At 36.1% G+C, this 22,612-nt stretch carries 18 protein-coding genes and 2 pseudogenes; 12 read left to right on the top strand and 8 right to left on the bottom strand.

Annotation, left to right across the window (positions count from 1 at the left end; all coding sequences use genetic code 11):
* Positions 1–28: 28 nt before the first annotated feature.
* From RVS70_RS08780 to rpsD, 6 genes and pseudogenes are all read right to left on the bottom strand, one after another.
* Positions 29–403, bottom strand: a complete 375-nt coding sequence (locus RVS70_RS08780; protein WP_026681458.1) for a DUF2294 domain-containing protein — start codon at positions 401–403, stop codon at positions 29–31.
* A 169-nt stretch (positions 404–572) separates the two neighbouring features.
* Positions 573–863: pseudogene (locus RVS70_RS08775) on the bottom strand (DUF6407 family protein).
* A gap of 71 nt (positions 864–934) precedes the next feature.
* Positions 935–1,475, bottom strand: a pseudogene (locus RVS70_RS08770) (carbonic anhydrase).
* A 61-nt stretch (positions 1,476–1,536) separates the two neighbouring features.
* Positions 1,537–4,161 carry a DUF2309 domain-containing protein gene (locus RVS70_RS08765; protein WP_321132900.1) on the bottom strand — a complete coding sequence of 875 codons (2,625 nt, stop codon included), beginning with the start codon at positions 4,159–4,161 and terminating at the stop codon, positions 1,537–1,539.
* Entirely contained in the window at positions 4,161–5,693 is a 1,533-nt protein-coding gene (locus tag RVS70_RS08760; RefSeq protein ID WP_026681456.1) for an NADH dehydrogenase subunit 5, read from the bottom strand. Before RVS70_RS08760 ends, RVS70_RS08765 begins: the two co-directional genes overlap by 1 nt.
* Positions 5,694–6,666: 973 nt before the next feature.
* The gene (gene rpsD / locus RVS70_RS08755; protein ID WP_321132891.1) at positions 6,667–7,269 is read right to left on the bottom strand and encodes a 30S ribosomal protein S4; all 603 of its coding nucleotides are present in this window, start codon (positions 7,267–7,269) and stop codon (positions 6,667–6,669) included.
* 337 nt (positions 7,270–7,606) lie between these two features.
* Here rpsD and RVS70_RS08750 point away from each other — a divergent pair, with 337 nt between their 5' ends.
* Positions 7,607–9,418 carry a diguanylate cyclase gene (locus RVS70_RS08750; RefSeq protein WP_166530176.1) on the top strand — a complete coding sequence of 604 codons (1,812 nt, stop codon included), beginning with the start codon at positions 7,607–7,609 and terminating at the stop codon, positions 9,416–9,418.
* A gap of 79 nt (positions 9,419–9,497) precedes the next feature.
* Here the strand turns inward: RVS70_RS08750 and RVS70_RS08745 are convergent, their stop codons facing one another.
* Positions 9,498–9,980 (bottom strand): GAF domain-containing protein, encoded by a 483-nt coding sequence (locus RVS70_RS08745; RefSeq protein ID WP_026681454.1) that lies wholly within the window; start codon positions 9,978–9,980, stop codon positions 9,498–9,500.
* A gap of 112 nt (positions 9,981–10,092) precedes the next feature.
* On the opposite strand from RVS70_RS08745, the gene refZ reads away from it, so the two are divergent.
* The 6 genes from refZ to RVS70_RS08715 all read left to right on the top strand — a co-directional run bounded on the left by refZ (position 10,093) and on the right by RVS70_RS08715 (position 17,445).
* The gene (gene refZ / locus RVS70_RS08740; protein WP_121605488.1) at positions 10,093–10,734 is read left to right on the top strand and encodes a forespore capture DNA-binding protein RefZ; all 642 of its coding nucleotides are present in this window, start codon (positions 10,093–10,095) and stop codon (positions 10,732–10,734) included.
* 266 nt (positions 10,735–11,000) lie between these two features.
* Positions 11,001–12,692: a septation ring formation regulator EzrA gene (gene ezrA / locus RVS70_RS08735; RefSeq protein ID WP_121605487.1), complete on the top strand. Its 1,692-nt coding sequence runs from the start codon at positions 11,001–11,003 to the stop codon at positions 12,690–12,692.
* A gap of 115 nt (positions 12,693–12,807) precedes the next feature.
* Positions 12,808–13,947 carry a cysteine desulfurase family protein gene (locus RVS70_RS08730; protein WP_121605486.1) on the top strand — a complete coding sequence of 380 codons (1,140 nt, stop codon included), beginning with the start codon at positions 12,808–12,810 and terminating at the stop codon, positions 13,945–13,947.
* Between the two features lie 5 nt (positions 13,948–13,952).
* A complete protein-coding gene (gene thiI, locus RVS70_RS08725) occupies positions 13,953–15,152 on the top strand; it encodes a tRNA uracil 4-sulfurtransferase ThiI (RefSeq protein WP_026681450.1) in 1,200 nt (399 codons plus the stop codon).
* A 128-nt stretch (positions 15,153–15,280) separates the two neighbouring features.
* On the top strand, positions 15,281–15,481 hold the full coding sequence (locus tag RVS70_RS08720; RefSeq protein ID WP_026681449.1) for an alpha/beta-type small acid-soluble spore protein: 201 nt from the start codon (positions 15,281–15,283) through the stop codon (positions 15,479–15,481).
* Positions 15,482–15,834: 353 nt separating this feature from the next.
* Positions 15,835–17,445: an amidohydrolase gene (locus RVS70_RS08715; protein ID WP_026681448.1), complete on the top strand. Its 1,611-nt coding sequence runs from the start codon at positions 15,835–15,837 to the stop codon at positions 17,443–17,445.
* Positions 17,446–17,496: 51 nt separating this feature from the next.
* Here RVS70_RS08715 and RVS70_RS08710 read toward each other — a convergent pair whose 3' ends face one another.
* On the bottom strand, positions 17,497–18,297 hold the full coding sequence (locus RVS70_RS08710) for an NAD kinase (RefSeq protein WP_026681447.1): 801 nt from the start codon (positions 18,295–18,297) through the stop codon (positions 17,497–17,499).
* 213 nt (positions 18,298–18,510) lie between these two features.
* Between RVS70_RS08710 and RVS70_RS08705 the strand changes: the two genes are divergently transcribed.
* The 5 genes from RVS70_RS08705 to RVS70_RS08685 all read left to right on the top strand — a co-directional run bounded on the left by RVS70_RS08705 (position 18,511) and on the right by RVS70_RS08685 (position 22,550).
* Positions 18,511–19,089 carry a DUF2953 domain-containing protein gene (locus RVS70_RS08705; RefSeq protein ID WP_161629273.1) on the top strand — a complete coding sequence of 193 codons (579 nt, stop codon included), beginning with the start codon at positions 18,511–18,513 and terminating at the stop codon, positions 19,087–19,089.
* 5 nt (positions 19,090–19,094) lie between these two features.
* The gene (gene ytfJ, locus RVS70_RS08700; RefSeq protein ID WP_034679108.1) at positions 19,095–19,568 is read left to right on the top strand and encodes a GerW family sporulation protein; all 474 of its coding nucleotides are present in this window, start codon (positions 19,095–19,097) and stop codon (positions 19,566–19,568) included.
* 159 nt (positions 19,569–19,727) lie between these two features.
* Complete coding sequence (gene tpx, locus RVS70_RS08695) at positions 19,728–20,228, top strand: thiol peroxidase (RefSeq protein ID WP_026681444.1); 501 nt, start codon at positions 19,728–19,730, stop codon at positions 20,226–20,228.
* 137 nt (positions 20,229–20,365) lie between these two features.
* The gene (locus RVS70_RS08690; RefSeq protein ID WP_026681443.1) at positions 20,366–21,367 is read left to right on the top strand and encodes a class I SAM-dependent methyltransferase; all 1,002 of its coding nucleotides are present in this window, start codon (positions 20,366–20,368) and stop codon (positions 21,365–21,367) included.
* On the top strand, positions 21,360–22,550 hold the full coding sequence (locus RVS70_RS08685; RefSeq protein ID WP_026681442.1) for an acetate kinase: 1,191 nt from the start codon (positions 21,360–21,362) through the stop codon (positions 22,548–22,550). The genes RVS70_RS08690 and RVS70_RS08685 overlap by 8 nt, the downstream gene beginning before the upstream one ends.
* Positions 22,551–22,612: the final 62 nt, after the last annotated feature.

The raw sequence follows: 22,612 nt of genomic DNA, 5'->3' as shown, positions 1-22,612 counted from the left end.
AAATTATTATTTACAAGGTTACATTCCTTTATTTCTTTACATTAAAATTTTTCTCAAGATCATTAAATAATTTAAATACCATCACTCGTTCACCTGTACGAGAGCTTATATCAGTATGGAAACTTTTCACTTCTTCTCCCGTAATAGTTAATATAATATCCTTAAGATCTTCTATACCTGATTCAACTAATTCCGAACGAGTTTTCTTTATAGTTAACATTCCCTCTTTTGTTTCACAAACGCTATATTCAGCTGGTGTTAAAATACCTTTTAGAATTACAATAATCATATCTCTTAATATATCTGTCTTAACTGATACAGACCCCCGCCCAAGAAAATCCTTTTCCCATTGAGTAATTGCCTTACTTATCTCAGATTCATAAGAACCCTTAGATATTTTCATATATACTACATCTCCTATCAAACCAAAAAATTGGTTTATTCCATATGCTTTTAAGTCTTTATGTCGCTTTTCATCCTTATAAAATAAAGCAAAGCGCCAGTCGTCAATCCTGAATTCGAAAGTCTAAGATGCATGCTATATTGACAAAATTGATTATTTTAGCCATCCATTAATAATCCCTCATAACATAACCTTCATATACACCTTCAATATTTAATTCAATTTCACTGTTTATTGAGACTTCAATAATTTTAGATAATATGTTTTCGTCCATAATAGAGTGTATATGCAAAAAATTGATGCTACCTAAATAGGTTTTCTCAACTTCCTCATAAGATTTTAAATTATAAAATCAATTGCTTTTCTAATTATCTTTTTAATACATTCCATATTTGCACAATCAAACATACTTTATTTCTTCTTTTGTTGCAATTACAAAATCAGTTAAATTAGAGTCCATTAATTTCTCCTTTCAGTAAATATGAAAACTAGTATAGAGCTAAATGATTTATTGCTCCTAGCTTCTAATTCTTAAGGAAATGACAAGTGATGATCAGGTTAGGTTTGACACTGTTTTATTAGTAGGAACCTCCACAATTGAGAATTTTCCATCATAATTATTTATTATTAAACCTCGAACTTTAAAATGTGACGGAACTAATGGATGATGACGAATGATATCAACACTTTTTTCGATATTGTCACTACCATTTTCTTTTCCATTTAGCCATTCATCGACCGTACCACCTGAAAATTCAGGCTTACTATTTTGAAAAAGATAATCTAATGTTTGTATTTTGTTTTTCGTTGATTCAAGTTGAGTTGATACATTAACTGTGGAAGTCCTCTTATCTTTTGTTCCTACTACAAAAATTTCCTCAACATTTTCCTGATAAATCGCAATGATAATAGACCTCATTATATCTCCATAAGGATGTAAGATTACGGAGCCATAGCTTTGTATAGTTAGCATGTTTTCTGCTCGAATATTTGTTACTTCTTGTAAAATAGGCTCCAACCCGTTTTCCATGTCCGTTAAAAATAGTGCTTTTTTATTTTTATCTAAATTCATATAGTACACTCCTTCTTTATGTTTATAAATTGTTATTTAAGTAGCAACTAGTTGATAGTAGTTACCAATTTACCCAGCGTCCATCTGGATCGACACTAGCAAGTCGAACCCATCCATTTTGAACTTTTTCTCGAAATACTGAATCATTATTTAATAGCCGTTTTACATATCCGCTAGGGGCTTGGATGACAATCAGCAAACGAAGAGGAGAATGATAAACCTCGTGATCTGATTGCATGACTGATTGCCAAGGTAGTCCAGCTAACAAGTCACTTGCATTCCCCTGCATAACACCAAGACCTGCTGTAACGGTTTGAGTTGCTTTATTTCCACTACCATAATAGTGAGGTGCGACCGTTGAAGCGTAATATTGAAGATTAATCCATTGGCTCACCGTTCCTGGTCCTGCAATGATGTTAGCTAGGAGATCACCACTTTCATCCTGATTCCAATCATAATTATGAAGGAAGGCTCTACCTTCCAAGTCACAATCCTGAGTTAGTTCACGTTGGCCGATAATAAAAGCAGCATTACGAGCTAATCCCCATTCCGGACGTATCTCACTCCAATCTTCCGCAAATCGGTGTGCCTCAGCCTTAGGATTTTTAAGTTCCTTTTTAAAATTCGGTAATTGGGCTAGACGTTCTGCATTTGCATTACGGCTCACTTTCGGCATTATAGCTTCGATACGGTCAAATGCTTCCTGTGCAGCTTCGGAAAGTTCAGGAACATAAATCCAATGTAATTCATCCACTGTTGTTTTATGCTCAGCGGCTACGAAAACGGTGTCCTCAGGAATTTCAATTCCTTCAGAAGAAAGTTCCTTTCTTACCTCTGGAAGGTTGCATAAAGTGGCTAAGGCCCTAGCGTTGAATCCACCTGCCGCTCCACCGCACGCACCACATTCAAGAGCTGCAGCATAAGGATTGTTGGTACTTTTACTACTATGTCCGCATATTACGATTAATGGTGAGAAATTCTTTGTTAACCCCATCATTTTCAAAGCTTGACGGGCATAATTCACTTTTTCTTCGTCAGAAAAACCAACAGGCATTTCCGCTTCTAGATGATGAACATGATTAAGCGAGAGCGTTGTATTAGGTTTGCGTAACCAAGTCTCACGAAGGTTACGAATAAAACGATCTGCTCTTCTTGGTACAAAGCTACGTGATACCATTTGGAGACTAAGCCAAGGTCCACTTAGCTCAGGTAAAAGTAAGCTAGCAAGTACATTCTGTTTCATCGTTTTAAATGTATAGCTTAAGGAAGTAACTGCCTGCTTACGTTGTTGATATAATTTGAGTTCATTTTCATCAGCAGTCTCTTTTATTTTATGTTGAGGCTTTAGTATAACCGGCAAGGAAGAATGGCTATGATCGCTACCAAGTTCACTAGTTGCTATCGGTAATCCAAAGAAACCAGCAATTCCAATCGTTTCAAACGGACCTTCTTTTTCAAGTTGACGACGAAAAGGTTCTGATCGTACATCAATGCAGAATGCAAATTGAGCTAGTGCAGATTTTTTGTCGATGATCTTCCGTTGTTTAGAGATAATCTGCTGACTTAATCGATCTGTGTGTGTTTGTTCCCAAGCTTCTAACCAAAGTTTCCTGCGAAGCTTCTCATCAAAGCTGTAGGCAAATGATAAATATTCGTTTTGTTCAGCGGCAGACATCTGTGACCATTCCTTGATTGTAAGGTCCCCCCAATGGATCCACGCTGCTATAAGGGGAGCAATCGAAACTTTTTTCTCAGGTCGTTGATTGGTCAACTGTAGATAAGGCTTTAATAGAGCCCACTCCATGGAAATTCGAACTGCTAAATATTCTGTTAGGAGTGAATGTTCATGGCTTGATTGTCGGGAGCGCCAGAGCATCATTCCTGCCCACCCAGGTAAGGAGAGCAAATGACCTTCAAGATAAGTCTGTATTTCTGAATTAGGGATTTCTAGCGCGAATAACGCTTTTTTTAAAGCCATATGTGCCTCTTTTGGCCAACCTTTTAAACTTTTACGTTGAATTTTATTAAGTGCCGGATCATATTGAATAAGACGCTGCCACGCACGATAGAAACCTTCATCACGATTTGGCATTGTCCAACCTGCCTGTGAGTCATCAAGGTATAATTTACACCACTTGATGACATGATGATCGAGAATATTGACTAACCTTTCACCATCTTCATTCGCTATATTCGAACTTATTGGTTGGATTAAAAAATTATCGATACGATCCGTATTCAGTCCACTAAATTCATCTGCCAATTTCTCCAGTTTAAGTGATGATAAAAGGTTAGAAGGTAATGGATCTAATTTTAGTGCAGCATGACAAAATCGCTCTGCCACGTTCCGTGGGATATTAAAGGAATGGGAATCAAGCCAATGCTGTAGACCCATTTTCACAAAAGCTTCATCAATCTCACCTTTACTCTTTGCCGAAAGGATCATAGAGGCACTAGGGTAGATATCAATATCACGAGTATTATTTAACCAACCTGCAACCTGTTCAAAAGATTGCTTTTCAAGTCCCGTCCACGGATTACGTGCTGCAAATGCAGAAATTGGCCAAAGTGGTGCAATTACTTGACTAGCAGATTCTATTAAAACGCTAATATTACTTTCTTGATGATTAATATTTGTATCTTGCTTTTTTACATTTTCTTTCGTTAATACAGATGTTCCGTTCATCACCGATTACCTCCTTGAGATAAATATTGTTTAAGGTAGTTTGGATGACTTTCTACTAACTTTGGTTTTGCTTCACCTAATCGTACTAACCAAAGATAAAGTATTGCGAAGGAAACAGAAGAACGATTACGAGCAACCCATGTACCCATCGCAATACCAAATAATAAGAGACATACGACAATGATGACAACTGACATTGGAGGTTGAACACTTTGGAAAACGGTTGTGCGTAACCACTCATAGAAGAGATTATGAATGATAAAATAAACAATGGCTGCTCCTCCTAAAAATGATAAGCCAACAATTCGACCAATTCTCCCCTTTCCAAAAGCTACGAGCTGTGTCCAAGAAACGGACAATGACCACCCTAAGATTAACGCACTAATCAATTGATACCCCTCTAAAGGAGCCATGAGCCAATAAGCAATCCCTATAACTAAGGCTAATGTCCGACCTGCCATGATCCATAAATAGGATGACCTTTCATTAACGGGAGTCGATACTTCGAAACGACGTACTGCCGAACCAGCCTGTAAAAACAGCGTAGCTTTGAACAAACCATGTAAGATAAGATGAATAATGGCTGCTACATACGCACCTAACGCACATTGAATGAACATAAACCCCATTTGCCCGATCGTAGAGCCTACTAACTGACGTTTATAGTCAACCTGTACTAAACTAATTCCATATCCAATCAATACAGAAAAACTTGCAAGAATAAGTAAAATAATCGAAGCTATATCACCATTAAAAAGAGGAGAAAATCGAGCTAGCATAATCCCACCTGCATTTACTAAACCTGCGTGCATAATCGCTGAAACAGGAGTTGGAGCAACAACAGACTCAATCAACCACCTTTGGAAAGGCCATTGGGCCGCAGGAATTATCACTGCTAATACAATCAATAAATTAACCCCTGTTCTCTCCCATGCTCCAAGTTGAGCTAAACTTTCATTTGTTAGAATTAATGATAACTGCCATTGACCTGTGACTTGAAAAAGCCAAATTATCGCAAATAATAATGAAAACCAACTTAATATAAATAATCGACCAGAAACCTTGGCTGCTTCACTTGCTACTTTCCATGCACGGTTTAACCTTATAAGTAAGGTTAAACCGACGAGAGTCGCTCCCCAAGATATGACCATCAAACGGAGATCAGCACTTAAACATGTAATTGAAGCAGCACCTGTAGTGAAAGTAAAAAGCGTAAAATACTTTCGATAAGAACGATCTCCCATTAAATAACGTACAGAAAAACGCTGAATGATCAATCCAATTGTAAGAACAAAGAAAACCATTAACCAAGCTAAGGAATCTAGGTACCAAAAACCATCGCCTCTATTCCCACTGTTATTAGTGAGAGCCAATAAGGAAACTAAAGATGGTAAAGCCACGATACCGATATGAATACGAACAAAACTTAATGGTATCCGTGGGTGTAAAAACAAAAGGCCACTAAGTCCAGAAATAACAAGCATAATAAAAAATAATGATAACAATGATGATGAACTCAAAGAACCTAACACAAAACATTCTCCCTTCTAAACGGCGTTAACACATTAAAAATTACTTTTAGAAAAGGCCATATATCTTTCTAAAAAGTTATACATTTTATTTACTCCATTACGATTATTGAATAAATTTATACTTACTCAATAAAAAAACCGACAACTTCAAAACTTCAATGATGATTTAAAATCATTGAGTCTTGAAAATTGTCGGTTTTACTTCAACTAACTTCAACAAAGTTTTTTGAAGAACTACCTTTTTATACGTCATATTACTTTATGTTACTCTTTCCCTTTATATTAGGGTACTTTTTCATCCAGTCAATATTAAATATTAAAAGAATGCTAAAGGCCTAATTATTTAAATAGGCAAAAATAAACATCTGCCGATTATTAAGTTAAGTATAAGATATGCCAAATTTTAAATATTGTCAACAAGAAAGTCCCATAAACTATTTCAATGAAATTCAACTTAGTTGTTGGAACACGGAGAATGAAGTATCAATTTCTTCTCTTATAAACAACATATTTAACGTATTAGTTAATACATTCCTTTACAAACTCATCAAAAAAAGTTGTTTGTTGCACAGTATGTGTCTACTACGCAATATAAGAGTTACTCCCACAATACGGCTTGTTTGTGGAAGACTGACCTTATTTGAAATCAACCCAATTTATATACCAACTATAATAACATTTTTGATTTCAAAAACTATGGCAAGGAGGTACATATCACTAGAGGGTGTAATCAAATAATAGATGGACTACTACATCTATATTTCATCAGTCAGCCCGCAACACATGTAGTGAACTGATCTTTTCTTTCCATCCCTTCATCCATGCCAGTAATTTATTTGATCCCAAAATAGGCTCTAATTTAGTTCATTATCCTGCATCATTTTGCAAAGTAGATAAAAATAAAAAACCCTTTAAACGTTGATACAACAACATTACAAGGGCTTTTTGTGCATTACTTTGCAATCTAAAAGGATTAACGAGAGTAGAATTCAACAATAAGCGCTTCGTTAATTTCAGCTGGAAGTTCTTCGCGCTCTGCATAGCGAGTGAACGTACCCTCTAATTTATCAGCATCAAATGTTAAATATTCATGGATGAAGTTATTTACTTCCACTGCTTCTTTAACAATATCAAGATTCTTAGATTTTTCACGTAGGCTGATAACTTGACCTGGTTTTACCATGTATGATGGAATATCAACGCGACCACCGTCTACAGTAATATGACCATGATTTACAAGCTGACGTGCTTGTCTGCGTGTACGAGCAAGACCTAAACGATATACAAGGTTATCTAAACGAGAGTCAAGCAAAATCATGAAGTTTTCGCCGTGAATACCTTTCATTTTACCAGCTTTGTTAAACAACGTACGGAATTGACGTTCGTTCAATCCATACATAAAGCGAAGCTTTTGCTTCTCTTGTTGTTGTAAACCAAATTCTGAGATTTTCTTGCGTTGGTTAGGTCCATGTTGACCAGGAGCGTAAGGGCGTTTATCTAATTCCTTACCAGTTCCAGTTAATGAAATGCCAAGACGACGTGATTTTTTCCATACTGATCCAGTATAGCGAGCCATAAGACATTTCCTCCTTTTTATTTTATTTGCATAAAACAAAAAGCCGTGTTCCTAATCACCTGACCATGATGTTTTCATGTATCATCGCTCCAGCAGCTAAGAGTTACGCGATACACCTCATTACAGAGGAACAACATGCATACAAGTGTTGGTTCACTAAGGCTACTTAATTATTTTACACAAAGACTAGTATATAATTTTTAATGAATATAGTCAACCATAAATAAAATTTGGAAAAATTATCAACTTCATATAGGAAAAATGAACTATTTCATATATAATAAAACTATAAAATAGTTCATTGGACTCATTGATGATAATGAATGAGAGGTGATAAATGATGAAAGACAGAGATTTGATTCAAGGGAACCTGCAGCAGGCATACTTTCAAATTACCTCTAATCTATCCCATCTCTCTTATGAAGAAAGTCTACATAATATGATAAAAGCGATCAAGCAGGTATTGCATCTAAAATGGGTAGGTGTATATCACTATCTACGTTCAACTAATTCGTATCACATTCAGTTGATGGACCCTTCAAATGAAATAAACGTATTAAACCAATTACCATTGAATGCTATATCAAATGATAATCAGTTTGGAAAGTGCATAATTGATCGATCTTCTGTATTTTATTTAAAGCTAAAAGATAGAAATTTTTCCAAGGTATTAGTGTGTTTTAAAGCATTTCAAATCGATCCTACTATACTTGCGATTGTTCAATCAGAATCTCAGAGGTTGATAATGCAATTGGATCAATATTATCCACAACAAATAAACTACCCGTTTTTATATGATCTTTCCATTTGTATATTTACCATGAAACGGAAATCTTCCATCTTAAATGAAGTCATTGATGCAATTCGTGAAATATATCCAACCCATTCGCTACACTTATTACTCGCACATGATACGGAAGTTGATTATAATTTTTCAGTAAAGTCGATGGCGTATACGGATGATAGTACAAATGGTTTTGGATCTAAAGCGTTCATGACTGAGGAGGTTCAAATCGAGAAAAGAAAAGGAGGTGCAGGTGAAAAATTATATGTTCCTCTAACGGGAAGGCAAGGTGTGTATGGTGTTATCCAATTGATTTCAAAAAGCTGTGATGTATTCGCGAAAAGCGATGTAGATTTTATAACACATATTGCTCAAACAGCTGGAAAAGCAATAGAAAACGCAAGTCTACTCGAAAATGCAAATTTGCTGATCGCGGATTTAAAACTAATTAATGAAGTTACACATCAATTGAATTCCAATTTAAATTTGACTGATATTACAGAATTTGTTCGAAAAAAAATCAAAGAGGTATGTCGTGCTTCGGAAATAGGTTTTATTTTTCAACGGTCTGATGGATCGTATGCTGATGTTCTAACTGCGAGCACTGCCTACTTTAAAAAAGAAGAAAATCAGAGTCTAGTGGATAAATTACTGAAGGATATCGTTCATCCAACATTTTATGGGAAGTTTGAATATATTCCAACATTTCCTTATCATTCGCTTATGATTATTCCGTTGCGACAAGACATCCATACATATGGTCATGTTGTGATTATGCATGAAGCGTCCTATTTCTTCTCGTTTGAAGTGTTTAAATTATTGCAATCATTGATTCAACATTGCTCTTTAGCACTCGCTAATGCTATCTTAAAAGAGGAATTGGAAAAAGCGGTTATCACAGATTACTTAACAAAATTATATTCGAGGAATTATTTAGAAAAAGTTGTCATAAATCAAATGAAAACAGCTAGAATGGGCTCATTAATTTTATTTGATATTGACGATTTCAAACGAATTAATGATACATACGGTCATCATGTTGGAGATGAAGTACTTAAACAAGTGGCTGATGTAATAATGAGGTTTTCTGAACAAGATGCTATTCCTTCCAGATGGGGAGGGGAAGAATTAGCCATATACACTCCTAACCTATCAATTGATGATGCGGTCCAAATAGCTGCAGGCATTCGTGAGCAAGTAGAGGAACGGACTAATCCAACTGTAACACTATCTTGTGGCGTTTCTTCTTGGTCAGAGGATTTCGATGATTCCGTAAGTGAGCTTTTTATTCGTGCAGATAAAGCACTATATGAAGCGAAGCATAGAGGGAAAAATAGTGTAGTGAAGCGTGTAAAAGATAGATAAGTTCTTATAAATGGAAGAATTAAATCGGCTGGGCTTTCCGCACAGCCGATTTCCAGTTATGATCTATTATTAGGTATACTTAGGGTAAATAAGTTTGTAATGCATGAACAAACTTTTCTAAATATTCCTGATCAATTTCATCAAAGCGATCCATCATCGGACTGTCAATATCAAGAACACCGTAAACCTTATTATCTATAATGATAGGGACAACGATTTCAGATTTGGTAGCACTATCGCATGCGATATGACCAGAAAAATTATGAACGTCAGCTACCCGTTGGGTTGATTGCTCTTTAACAGCAGTTCCACAAACACCTTTTCCATAACCAATACGGATACATGCTGGTAATCCTTGGAACGGACCTAACACAAGCTCATCTTCTTTCCATAAGTAAAAACCAACCCAATTTGTATCGGAAAGAAATTGATTTAATAAGGCTGATGCGTTGGAAAGTATGGCAATAGCATCCGTTTCATCTTCACTTAATGCTTGCAGTTGACGAATTAATAACTCATAATCTTTTAGTTTATTTCCAGAATATATACTTGTTTGGAACATTTAGATTTTCCTCTCTCTTTAGTATTTCGACATGTATGATAAATATTGTCGAGCGAAAATTGCAGGATAAATCATCTCTATGTCGTAATGGAGATGTAAGGAGTTGAATCGTATGAAGACTAATCTCTCGAAACAAAAAGTAATAGAAGCAGCTTCCGCATTATTTTTTCAAAAAGGATTTCATGGCACTTCTGTTCGGGATATTGCGGAGAAGGCCAATGTTAATGTTTCGCTTATTAGTTATTATTTTAAAGGAAAGCAAGGGCTGCTGGAATATGCGGTTACGGACTATTACGAAAAATATCTTGATACCATGGAAGAAGCGTTAGAGCATTATCAAGACTTACATGCTTTGGATCAGTTAAAGGAATTAATTTTCATCATTATACAGTATAAACAAAGTAATCATCAATTCTCTTGTTTTATACATAGAGAATTGTCGCTAGATTCTGTATTCGTTAGAGAGATGGCTGTGACCTATTTAGCGAAGGAAAATTATTTTATTAGCAGGGCATTTTTTAGTGTACTTGATAAACAGCATTCATCAATTAATGATCGAAATTATTTATTAATGCAGTTAAAAGGCATGCTAATTACGCCATATATTATGCATAATGAATGGAAAAATCATATTATTGGTGATGGTTCGCATGATTTATTCGTTACAAATTATGTAAAGACGATTCATCGATGGTTGGACTTTTTAGTCGAGGTTTCAGGTGAAAAAATAGCTGAGGATGCACATGGCAGATGATGTCGCGATTTACTAGTGAAATAGGCACGCTGACGATTGTCGTACAATACTATACAATCACTTGCTAATTTTTATTATGTATAAATGAGTACGGACTTGCCTATAGCGTGTAGAATAAAAAATTGGCTGAAACCCCAATTTATTTGTATTTTTTTAGCAAAAATTGTGTTTAACATGGTATTATTATAATTAGATTATTATTAGCGACGATTATTTTATTTTTGTAAACGTCCATCCTCTTTAGGAATTTAGTTGGGAGGCATTTTATGGCATACATCATAGGCATTATACTAATAGTTATAGCACTTATTATTACAGGACTTATCTTACGAAAAAGGGTATATGATGTTGTTGATCGTTATGAAGCCTGGAAAATGGACATTATGGGTCGAAACATCGCTTCAGAGCTCTCCCGTATAAAAATATTAAACTTATCAGGGGAAACACAAGATAAATTTGAAGCGTGGAAGGATCAATGGGAATATATAGTAACAAAAGAGCTTACTGATATTGAAGAACATTTATTTGATGCAGAAGAAGCGGCGGATCGATATCGGTTCTCGAAAGCTAAAAAAATCCTGGCTAAAGTCGATCAGATATTGCAATCCGTGGAAAAGGATATAGAGAAGATTTTAATGGAAGTAGAAGAACTGCTTGAATCCGAAGAGTCCAGTAGAAAAGAAATAGAGCATGTTGAACCTACAGTAAAGGCGTTACGTAAACAGCTTTCGCAAAACAGATATCAATATGGAAAAGCGGAAGCCTATTTTGATAAAAAAATGGATGAACTGGAAGCACAGCTAACTAATTATCATCAACTTGTCGAGAATGGAAATTATATAGAAGCGAAGCAGCTCGTCGATCAATTAAAGCTATCTGTGGATAGCCTAGAGGGAGAGTTAGATGATTTTCCACAATTATATAAATCATGTAAGCAGGAATTACCTAGTCAGTTAGATGATTTATATACAGGTTTAAAGGAAATGAAAAATGAAGGTTATCGTGTGGATCATCTGGCTTTTGAAAAAGAAATACGCAAATATCAGGAAAGACTTTTACATATAGTTGGCGCTATGGAAAGTGGTGACTTTTCTGAGGCAGAAGGTGCCATAGAGGAGATAGATGGACGGATAAAGGAAATGTATCAGCTGCTCGAAAAAGAAGCAATAGCTAGGAATTTTGTGGAAACAAAAGTTCCGACCTATCAGAGTACGTTAAAGGAAATTACAGACACATTTGCTGGTACTAAAGCGGATGTTGAGCTATTAAAGAAGGCTTATTATTTTGAAGATAGTGATATGGAGAAGTATTTAACATTAGAAAAGGCAATCGGAAAACTAAACACGCAATTTGAAGAACTACTAGATAAAATCGAGAAAGAGAAATCTCCACACACAAAGCTACGTGATGAGTTAGAAGCTGGCTTTGTGCAAATTGAAGAGCTAAAAGAAAAACATGAAGCGTTTAAAAAGCGCATTCGTAATCTTCGTAAAGATGAGCTTGAGGCGAAGGATAAGTTGACGGAAATGCGAAATCAGTTGTATAGTATTCAGCGTAAGCTCAAGAAAAGTAATGTTCCTGGAATTCCAAGTAATATATGGAACTTAATAGAAACAGCCGGAGAAAAAAATCAACGTGTGATGAAAACATTGGAAAAACAACCGCTAGATATGGCAGAGGTGCAACAAGCTTTAAATGATGCGAAGAATGCTGTAGAGTATTCCATGGAACAAACAGATCTTATGTTGGAACAAGCTTATTTAACGGAGCAGGTTATCCAATATGCGAATAGATATCGTAGTCAGTATCCATTATTAGCTGCAAAGCTAGCCGAATCAGAACGGTTATTCCGAAATTACGAGTATGAACTATCGTTGGAGCATGCAGCTAAAGCAATCGAAGAAGTTGAACCTGGCGCGCTAAAACGAATTGAGGAATATCAAGAGGTATTGAATTAAGTAAATAGGACTTAATAGAAAAAGGATATTATATAATATCCTTTTTTCTAAGCAAAGAAATTAATTAAAGAAGGCTGCTTGGTATAATTCATCTAGGAAGTTAGGAGTTAGTTGAATGATTTATTTAGATAATAGTGCTACAACAGTGCCTGATCCAGCAGTATTAAAAAGTTTTGAACAAGTATCTACTACTTTTTTTGCCAATCCATCATCTATCCATCCCTTGGGAGGAGAGGCAGAAAAACTTTTAATTCAAGCTAAGAAACAGGCTGCTGAAATTCTACATGTAGCGGAAAATGAAATTATATTCACTTCTGGAGGTACAGAAGGTAATAATATTGCTATTAAAGGTATTGCTTTAGAGCATCAAAACAGGGGTAAACATATTATCACCACTCAGGTTGAGCATCCTTCCGTAGATAATGCCTGTAAAAGCTTGGAAAAATTAGGCTTTGAAATAACATATCTACCAGTGAATAGGAATGGGGTGATTGCCTTATCTGATCTAAAGCAAGCGATAAGAAATGATACCATTTTAATTAGTATTATGCACGTGAACAATGAGCTAGGTTCGGTCCAACCTATAGCAGAAATCGGAAAAATTGCAAAACAATATCCAAAATTATTTTTCCATGTCGATTATGTCCAAGGGTTAGGGAAAGTTCCATTAACCTTAAGAAATAGTGGAATAGATCTTTGTACGATGTCTGGTCACAAAATTCATGGTTTAAAAGGAACTGGCTTATTGTTTGTAAAGAATGGAACAACTCTTTTTCCGTTATTTCATGGCGGAGAACAGGAGCAGGCGATACGTTCGGGAACGGAGAATTTAGCTGGAGCAGTTTCGATAGTAAAAGCCTTACGCTTAATCATGGAAAAGGAACGCTTATACAAGCAGAGGTTATATGAATTACAACGTTTTCTTCGTGAGGAACTGGAAAAAATAGAAGCTGTTAAAGTAAATACGCCTATACATGCGGCACCGCATATTATTAATTTTTCGATACCAGGGATTAAACCAGAGGTAATGATACACATGCTCAGTGAAGAAGAAATTTATATATCAACAAAATCAGCTTGCTCTTCTAAAAAGTCAGATGAAAGCAAAATTCTCGCGGCTTGTGGGTTTTCTGATGATAGAGCAGTATCTGCATTACGAGTAAGTCTTTCTTATCAAAATACAGAGGAAGAATTAACTAATTTTATTCACGTACTGAAAGAGAAAATTCAACAATTTAAAGAAGTAATGGAGTAGATAACATGCAATATGATCATATTTTAATACGCTACGGAGAAATGGCGTTAAAGGGTAAAAATATAAAACAATTTATTATCCGTCTACAAGAAAATATTCAACATAAATTAGCTGCATTTCCAAACATAAAAGTAAAACGAACACAAGGGAGAATGTTTATTTTACTAAACGGTCATGATCCTGAGCCAATTATCGAAAAATGTAAGAATATCTTCGGAATTCAAAGTATGAGTTTGGCAATTAAGGTGGAGAATGATCCCGATAAAATAAAAGAAGCCGCTTTATATGCTTTAAAAAATGCTACAAATGTAAACACATTTAAGGTATCTGTGAAGCGGATTAATAAAGATTTCCCCATTGCTTCACAGGAAATGAATCAAGTATTAGGTAGACATTTATTAATCAATACGAATGAAATTAAAGTGGATGTGCATCATCCTGATTTAGAAATTAAAGTCGAAATAAGACTAGAAGCAGCTTATATTACGTCAAGTGTTATTCAGGGACTTGGAGGTCTTCCGGTAGGCACATCTGGTAAATCACTATTATTACTTTCAGGTGGTATTGATAGTCCTGTTGCTGGCTACCTAGCAATGAAGCGAGGGGTGCAGATTGAAGCTATTCATTTTCATTCACCGCCATTTACAAGTGAACGTGCAAAGCAAAAAGTTCTGGACTTAGCTAAACAATTAACAAAGTATGGTAAATCGATTCAAGTGCATATCGTACCGTTTACCAAACTCCAGCAAGAAATTTTTCGAGAAATGCCTGACGGTTATGCAATGACAATCATGCGGAGAATGATGATGCGTATAAGTGAACGGGTGTGTGTGAACCAAGAGATCTTATCGTTGACTACTGGTGAAAATCTTGGACAAGTAGCGAGTCAAACCATGCAAAGTATGAATACAATTAATGAAGTAACTAACTATCCGATTATTCGACCATTGATAACAATGGACAAAACAGAGATCATTAACATATCAAGAGAGATTGGTACCTACGACACGTCTATTTTACCTTATGAGGATTGTTGTACGATATTTGTACCTAAGTCGCCAAAAACGAAACCAAAAAGAGAAAAAGCAAATTTGTTTGAATCGAAGAAGGATTTTACAAAATTAATGGATGAAGCAATTGCTGGAATAGAAACGATAAAAGTATCAGCACGAGATACAGAGACCAAGTTTGATGGTTTGTTCTAAGGAAAGGCAGAAGACTGGATTATTAATGTCTGACCATATCCCTTAATTTGTCAGGAACTACCATTTAAAAATATGTATGCTTTCTCTCCTTTGTACACATTCTATAAGTACCAAGGAGGTGAGTTAACATGGCAGCAAATAATTCTTCAAATCAATTAGTAGTCCCTGGTGTTCAACAAGCTCTAGATCAAATGAAATATGAGATTGCTCAGGAATTTGGTGTACAATTAGGACCAGATTCAACATCTCGTTCCAACGGTTCTGTTGGTGGTGAAATCACTAAACGTCTTGTTCAAATGGCTGAACAACAATTTGGTGGAACAAAATAACTTAAATTAAATAGTTAAAATGGCTATAGGGCTATCCGGTTTGGGTAGTCCTTTTTAATTGTCTAGGAAATGAAGGAAATTATAATATTTGCCCATATGGATAAATAAGGGTGTGTTGAACTGCGTCCAGCGCCAGTGCCCAGAAACGAGGTGACTTCATGAATCGCCCTACATAAGTCATCATCTGCTCGCAAGCTCACCGTGATTCCTTTATCCCCGTTGACTCGCTCCAGTCGCTTGCGCTTTGTTCTCATTGATAAACCTATTATGACTATAATCCCTCTTGATTCCTATTCAGAAAATAAGTAAGGTATGTATATAACATTTTTCTAATGAAGGAGATCGAAGAAGCTATGGGAACACTATGGTTTGGTGGACCGATCTACACGATGGAACGTGAGGATGTAGTGGTAGATGCTGTATTTACCGAGGAACATCAAATAGTTGCTATTGGAACATATGAATATTTGTATCATACTTATTTTAATCAAATAGATGAAGCAATAAATTTGAACGGAAAAACAATGTTACCAGGATTTGTTGATAGTCATTTGCATATTATTTGGCATGGTGAGAAATTACTTCGGCTTGATCTTTCCCAAATGCAATCAGCCGAAGAAGTATTAGAAGCACTGTTTAACCGAGCTACAAATCTTTCTGAGGGAGAGTGGCTTGTGGGTGAGGGCTGGAATGAAAACCATTGGGATGAACCACTCATTATTCACAAAACTGCACTTGACGAAATTGTACCTCATAATCCTGTCATGTTATCTCGAGTATGCCGTCACGCTATTTTAGCTAACAGCAAAGCAATAGAACTGGCAGGTATTGATACTGTAAATAAAACAGCTAATCCAAAAGGTGGCGTTATTGAACGAGATGATGATGAAGAGACAACGGGTTATTTCTTGGATACTGCTCAGGAATTAATAAAGCAAGCAATGCCAACTGTTTCACAGGCTTATCTAGAACAAGTAATCTCAATCGCTATAGATGATCTTCTTTCAAAGGGCTTAGTTGGAGGACACAGTGAAGACCTTAATTATTTTGGTGGATTTGATAAGACTTTTGGTGCTTTTAAACATGTGTTGGATGGGAAGGAGAAAATATTTAAAGCGCATTTACTCGTCCATCATGAAGTTATGGAAGACATGATTCATGCTGGGCTAGGGTATTTGAAGGGGCCACGTTATGCAGAGCTTGGCGCAGTCAAAATATTTTCGGACGGAGCATTGGGGGGGAGGACAGCATGGTTGTCTACAGATTATGCGGATGACATTGGAAACAGAGGTTTTGCAATTCACAGCATACCTGAGTTAGAGGAACTCGTGGCTAGGGCACGTGTCTATCAGTTGCCAGTAGCAGTTCACGCCATTGGAGATCAAGCCGTTTTAGAAATTGCATCCATATTGAGTAAATATCCGTTAGCAACGAATGCTCGCGATCGAATTATCCATGGACAAATTTTAAATAAACAAGCCTTTGAATTACTAAAGGAGCTTCCTGCTGTCGTAGACATCCAACCGACCTTTGTTGCTTCAGATTTCCCTTGGGTAATTGATCGGCTGGGACAAAAACGGCTAGACTTAGCGTATGCTTGGAAATCTATGCTTCAGCACGGAATACATTGTGCTGGTGGGTCTGATGCACCAATTGAGAAAGTGGATCCGTTACTTGGAATTCAAGCTGCGGTTATTCGTAAATCCTCTTTTGATGGAAAAACATACTTACCTAAAGAAGCGCTGACTATATTTGAAGCCGTACAATTATATACGACTGGTAGTGCTTATGTAATTAATCAAGAGAATAGTAGAGGTTTGATTACGGAAGGTTATCACGCTGATTTCACTATTTTGGAGAAAGATATTTTCCAAGTCAATCCAAATGAGATTCACGAAATTGACGTTGCAATGACAGTAATTGACGGGAAAATTGTATATGACAAGAACCTTTCTTCTATTTAATTAGATCGGTTCTTGTCCGTATTATACGTTATATGCTGCTTCACGCTCTAGTTATAAAAACGTACGTTTTACTCTGTCCCAATAGGAGTTATTTTTTAATTTCACGGTTTTAATAACATGGTCACTTAATGTAACAGAAATATCCCTTATATTTCGAATGGAGTATGCTTCATTGTCAAGACCGATAATTGGATAATCATTACCATCCTGCTGGACTGATAACGTTAACTTTCTATCACTATTAAGAACAAAAGAAGAACCCAGGGTGCGATAACGATTATTATTTATGGATGCTAACTCGGTAACTTGAAAACAAGGAATTTTTGGGTCAATGACCGCTCCATTCGTAGATTTATTATAACCTGTACTTCCTGTTGGTGTTGCAACAATTAGTCCGTCCCCTCTGAAGGTTTCGAAGTGAATGTCATCAATAAACACATCCATAACGATGGATTTAATAATAGTCGAGCGGACACTAATTTCATTAAGGCAATAAAAACTCGTCTCACCATTTAATTCCGCATTAATCACAGGAAAACGACGAACTTCCATTTCTTCATATTGGATTGTCTTCAACATTTCATCAACATTATCCATATTAAAATCGCAATATAGACCTGATTCCCCCGAACGAGTTATTCCTGTATAAAGGCAATCTTGACGAAAGCCTGTCTTACGTACAGCTTGTAAGAAAGCACCGTCACCTCCAATACTTACAATAATATTAGCATGTTCGAAATCGTTTACAATTGTAAAACCATTTGACTCTGCTAATTGGTATAGGGCATTTAATTTATCTTCAAGCCCTTGGTCACTTAAATAATAGAAGAAAATATTTTTTCGATCAGTCATATTCTTTTGATACCCTCCCAAATGTGATGACGAGATGCACTTTATACTACTATCTACTTTAAGCTATTAAGCAAAGCAGTATAACCATATTCTATCATGTTTTGTTGCTATTATCCTAGTGGAGTAAAACGAATGATTAAAATAGGAAATTTGAGGAAAAATAGGAACAGCTATGAAACTGAGGTGATGAAAATGTGGGGGTGGGCTATATTTATGATAACCGTGATCGCGATTGCTGTTATCTTTTTATTCTCAAAGCTAATCATTCATGTTCAAGGAGCATATTGCCAAGCAAATACTTCTATAACGATACGGATTTATTGGTGGAAAATTCCGATTATAAGACGAACGATGATGTTAGATGATTTCGAAAGTAACACGCCTGCTATTAATTTTCGTGAATTACCGAGTAAACTTAATGAGGCGCTTCATATCCTACGTCAAGGTCATAAAGCAATTTCGGTTATGCTACAGAAGATGAAATTCAAACAAATGAAGTGGCATACGGTAGGTGGTACTGGTGATGCATCACTTACAGGTATTGTATCAGGAGGTGTCTGGACAGTAAAAGGTGTTATCATAGCATGGCTTCAAGAACATGGGATTTTTAATTGTCATCCAGATATTAAAGTTGTACCACTTTTTCAACAGAAATATATACAATCCGAAATTTATTGTATTGTTTCTATTCGAATAGCACAAGCTATAAGTGGATTTCTTCAAGTCATGAGAATAATGGCTAATAATAAGAAGCTATTGATACATCAAGCACAAATGTATAAAAGGAGTTGATTGTGATGGAAGAGCATCCTATTCAAGGGCTAATGACTACTGCAATGGAAAATTTGAAGGATATGGTAGAGGTAAACACAATTATTGGAGATCCTGTTCAATCTCCGGATGGCAGTGTTATTATACCTGTGTCCAAAGTTGGTTTTGGATTTGCTGCAGGTGGTAGTGAGTTTAATTCTACAAGTAGTCAATCCCAATCCGATAGCAGTAGTGAAAGTGGTGAAGCAACACTTCCATTTGGAGGAGGTAGCGGTGGAGGAGTATCAATTACACCGGTAGCATTTTTGATTGTCAGTGAAAGAGGAATTAAGATGGTTCATTTAGATCATCATACACATATCTATGAAAAAATGATTGATTTTGCGCCACAGGTTGTAGAAAAGGTGCAACAGATAATGAAAGAGTCAAGTCAACAGCAAGGTTCAAAGAAACAAGAAAATAAGAAACCTAAAGAGATGCCTACCCAATATGATATTTAATGGTTGTATAAATGCAACTCATACACCATTCTATAATGTAAGCGTAGCTAATTCCGTTCACAAATATTTCTAGATTTCATAGCCATAAATTATTGGACATGCACCGCTATTCAATTCATAATGAAGAAGGAATACAATTATTTAGGAGGAATGATTCATATGGCAAATGTTACATTCCAACAAGAACCTGTCACACTTGTAGGTAATGAAGTGAAAGTTGGTGATGAAGCACCTTCTTTTAAAGTACTATCTAATGATTTAGAAGAAGTTACATTAACTGATTATAAAGAGAAGGTTAAGCTGATTAGTGTTGTTCCTTCCATTGATACAGGTGTATGTGCAGAGCAAACAAAACGTTTTAATGAAGAAGCTGATCAGATTGAAAATGTTAAAGTTTTAACGGTGAGTATGGATTTACCATTTGCACAAAAACGCTGGGTTAACCAACATGATATTAAGAAGCTTGATACATTGTCAGACCACCGAGATGCTCATTTTGGAAAGAACTATGGTGTTCTTATAGAGGAGTTACGTCTGCTAGCAAGATCTATATTTGTTGTTGACTCCAATAATATAGTTACTTATGTAGAATATGTTAAAGAAGTGAGTAATCATCCGGATTATGATGCTGCCCTGGAAGCTGCCAGACAAGCTAAATAACTCGAACGGAATCTCTCTCAGTAAATGAGGGGGATTTTTACTGTGTGCTACAGAACTTAATTAGCATTATTTTGTACATAGTCCCATTTCCTTTGGTACAATAGAAACGCTCTGAAGGAACGAATGGAGGATGCTATATGGAGAAATCAAATGTCGAAACATTGTATGAATGGATAGATGAAACGACAAATAAGATTCAACAGTATGTTAATGAACCATATCTGGAAAGCTTAGGTTATACGATGGAAATCGTATTTATGCAAGAAGTGCCAGATAATATAGATGAAAGCCTAGCAATCAAATTACAGCAAGCTTTAGTCGAATTAAAAATAGATTCATTCTCAGCTGAGGAAGTAAGAAAAGCTAATCAGCTTGCTATTCTAAAAGGAATGAAAGGCTCTACTCAACAGCAGCATTTAATGACACCAGAAACAGTATCGCTAATGATTGCGTATTTGGCAAATAAATTATTCGATGACGCCGAAAACATTCGCTTGTTTGATCCAGCTGGTGGAACTGGAAATTTAATAACTGCGGTTCTAAGTCAACTACCACAAATCAAAGAAGCATTTGCAAGTGAAGTTGATTCAACGTTAATTCAACTAGCTGTTTGGAATGCGAACTTGCAGAAAAAGAATATTGAGTTTTTCCATCAAGATAGTCTTCGTCCATTTTTATTGGACCCTGTAGATTTAATCGTAGCTGATCTACCTGTTGGATACTATCCAGACGACTTACGTGCGAGTGACTTTAAACTTAAGGCCGATAAAGGTCATTCTTATGCGCATCACTTATTTATAGAGCAAAGTCTTAATTACACAAAACCAGGCGGATACCTTATTCTAGTTATTCCAGAATTTTTATTTGATAGTGATCAATCAGACAAGCTTCAACAATTTATTCATGATTATGCTCATATGGTTGGCATCCTAAGGTTGCCAGAAAGTGCCTTCAAATCTGATAAGCATCGAAAAAGTATCTTAATACTACAAAAAAAAGGACAGCAGACAGCATCTCCTAAACAACCACTATTGGTTAAAATGCCTTCTTTCAACAATACGAGAGCAATGGGAGATATTTTAGGTCAAATAAATAATTGGTTCCAAACGTATAAAAAGGAGTTGAACAGCAATGAGTAATGTATTGGCAATAAACGCCGGTAGTTCATCTTTGAAATTCCAATTAATACAAATGCCAAACGAGCGCGTTCTAGCAAAAGGGCTAGTGGAACGAATTGGTCTAAATGAGTCAGTATTTACAATGGATGTTCAAGGTGAAAAAGATAAATTTGTGGAAGAGATTCCAAACCATGAAGAAGCAGTAAAGAAACTACTAGCATCATTAACGTCTTCTGGGGTCATTACTTCACTTGATGAAATAAATGCAGTTGGTCATCGCGTAGTTCATGGTGGGGAACGTTTTAGTGATTCAGTTGTCATTAACGACAAAGTTATTGAAACGATTGAACAAGTGTCGGAATTGGCACCTTTGCATAACCCTGCAAATTTGACGGGAATTCATGCTTTCCGTGAAATTTTACCGGAGGTACCAATGGTGGCTGTGTTTGATACTGCATTCCATCAAACGATGCCAGAGTCATCTTATCTTTATAGCTTACCATATGAGTACTATAAAGATTATGGCATACGTAAATACGGATTTCATGGTACATCACATAAGTATGTTTCGCAGCGAGCAGCGGATCTGATGGGTCTGCCATTGGAGAACCTGCGCCTTATATCTTGTCACCTTGGTAATGGTGCAAGTATTGCAGCTATTCAAGGTGGTAAGTCAATTGACACATCAATGGGCTTCACTCCATTAGCTGGGGTAACTATGGGAACACGCTCAGGTAATATAGATCCGGCGCTTATCCCTTATATTATGGAAAAAACAGGAAAGTCCGCGGATGAAGTGATTCATGTGTTGAATAAGGAAAGTGGTATGCTAGCTTTATCTGGATTCTCAAGTGATTTAAGAGATATTGAACAGACAGCTCAAGAGAATAAGCGAGCAGAATTAGCTTTAGAAGTATTTGCAGGTCGTATTCATAAATATTTAGGTTCCTATGCAGCGAAAATGTCTGGCGTAGATGCCATTATCTTTACTGCTGGAGTTGGAGAAAATAGTGATGTGATCCGAGAAAAGGTTTTACATGGTCTTGAATTTATGGGGGTTTACTGGGATCAAGCACTCAATAAAGTTCGAGGAAAAGAACAATTTATTAATTATCCACACTCTCCAGTTAAAGTAATCGTAATCCCTACAAATGAAGAGGTTATGATTGCCAGAGATACAATCAGACTTTCACAAATTAGTTAGTTAAAAGGTTTTGGTGTGGTTGAACCATAGCAAAACCTTTTTTATAAAATCATAATGGATGG

This window comes from Virgibacillus sp. M23 (assembly GCF_034190895.1).
GTDB lineage: Bacteria > Bacillota > Bacilli > Bacillales > Amphibacillaceae > Virgibacillus > Virgibacillus salarius.
The sequence above is the reverse complement of the archived record's forward strand: the minus strand, read 5'-3'. Positions and strand labels throughout refer to the sequence as shown.

Excerpts from the sequence above, each read along its gene's own strand:
- RVS70_RS08780 (WP_026681458.1), bottom strand. The coding sequence starts at position 403 with ATGAAAATATCTAAGGGTTCTTATGAATCTGAGATAAGTAAGGCAATT.
- RVS70_RS08765 (WP_321132900.1), bottom strand. The coding sequence starts at position 4,161 with ATGAACGGAACATCTGTATTAACGAAAGAAAATGTAAAAAAGCAAGAT.
- rpsD (WP_321132891.1), bottom strand. The coding sequence starts at position 7,269 with ATGGCTCGCTATACTGGATCAGTATGGAAAAAATCACGTCGTCTTGGC.
- RVS70_RS08750 (WP_166530176.1), top strand. The coding sequence starts at position 7,607 with ATGATGAAAGACAGAGATTTGATTCAAGGGAACCTGCAGCAGGCATAC.
- RVS70_RS08745 (WP_026681454.1), bottom strand. The coding sequence starts at position 9,980 with ATGTTCCAAACAAGTATATATTCTGGAAATAAACTAAAAGATTATGAG.
- refZ (WP_121605488.1), top strand. The coding sequence starts at position 10,093 with ATGAAGACTAATCTCTCGAAACAAAAAGTAATAGAAGCAGCTTCCGCA.
- ezrA (WP_121605487.1), top strand. The coding sequence starts at position 11,001 with ATGGCATACATCATAGGCATTATACTAATAGTTATAGCACTTATTATT.
- RVS70_RS08730 (WP_121605486.1), top strand. The coding sequence starts at position 12,808 with ATGATTTATTTAGATAATAGTGCTACAACAGTGCCTGATCCAGCAGTA.
- thiI (WP_026681450.1), top strand. The coding sequence starts at position 13,953 with ATGCAATATGATCATATTTTAATACGCTACGGAGAAATGGCGTTAAAG.
- RVS70_RS08720 (WP_026681449.1), top strand. The coding sequence starts at position 15,281 with ATGGCAGCAAATAATTCTTCAAATCAATTAGTAGTCCCTGGTGTTCAA.
- RVS70_RS08715 (WP_026681448.1), top strand. The coding sequence starts at position 15,835 with ATGGGAACACTATGGTTTGGTGGACCGATCTACACGATGGAACGTGAG.
- RVS70_RS08710 (WP_026681447.1), bottom strand. The coding sequence starts at position 18,297 with ATGACTGATCGAAAAAATATTTTCTTCTATTATTTAAGTGACCAAGGG.
- RVS70_RS08705 (WP_161629273.1), top strand. The coding sequence starts at position 18,511 with ATGATAACCGTGATCGCGATTGCTGTTATCTTTTTATTCTCAAAGCTA.
- ytfJ (WP_034679108.1), top strand. The coding sequence starts at position 19,095 with ATGGAAGAGCATCCTATTCAAGGGCTAATGACTACTGCAATGGAAAAT.
- tpx (WP_026681444.1), top strand. The coding sequence starts at position 19,728 with ATGGCAAATGTTACATTCCAACAAGAACCTGTCACACTTGTAGGTAAT.
- RVS70_RS08690 (WP_026681443.1), top strand. The coding sequence starts at position 20,366 with ATGGAGAAATCAAATGTCGAAACATTGTATGAATGGATAGATGAAACG.
- RVS70_RS08685 (WP_026681442.1), top strand. The coding sequence starts at position 21,360 with ATGAGTAATGTATTGGCAATAAACGCCGGTAGTTCATCTTTGAAATTC.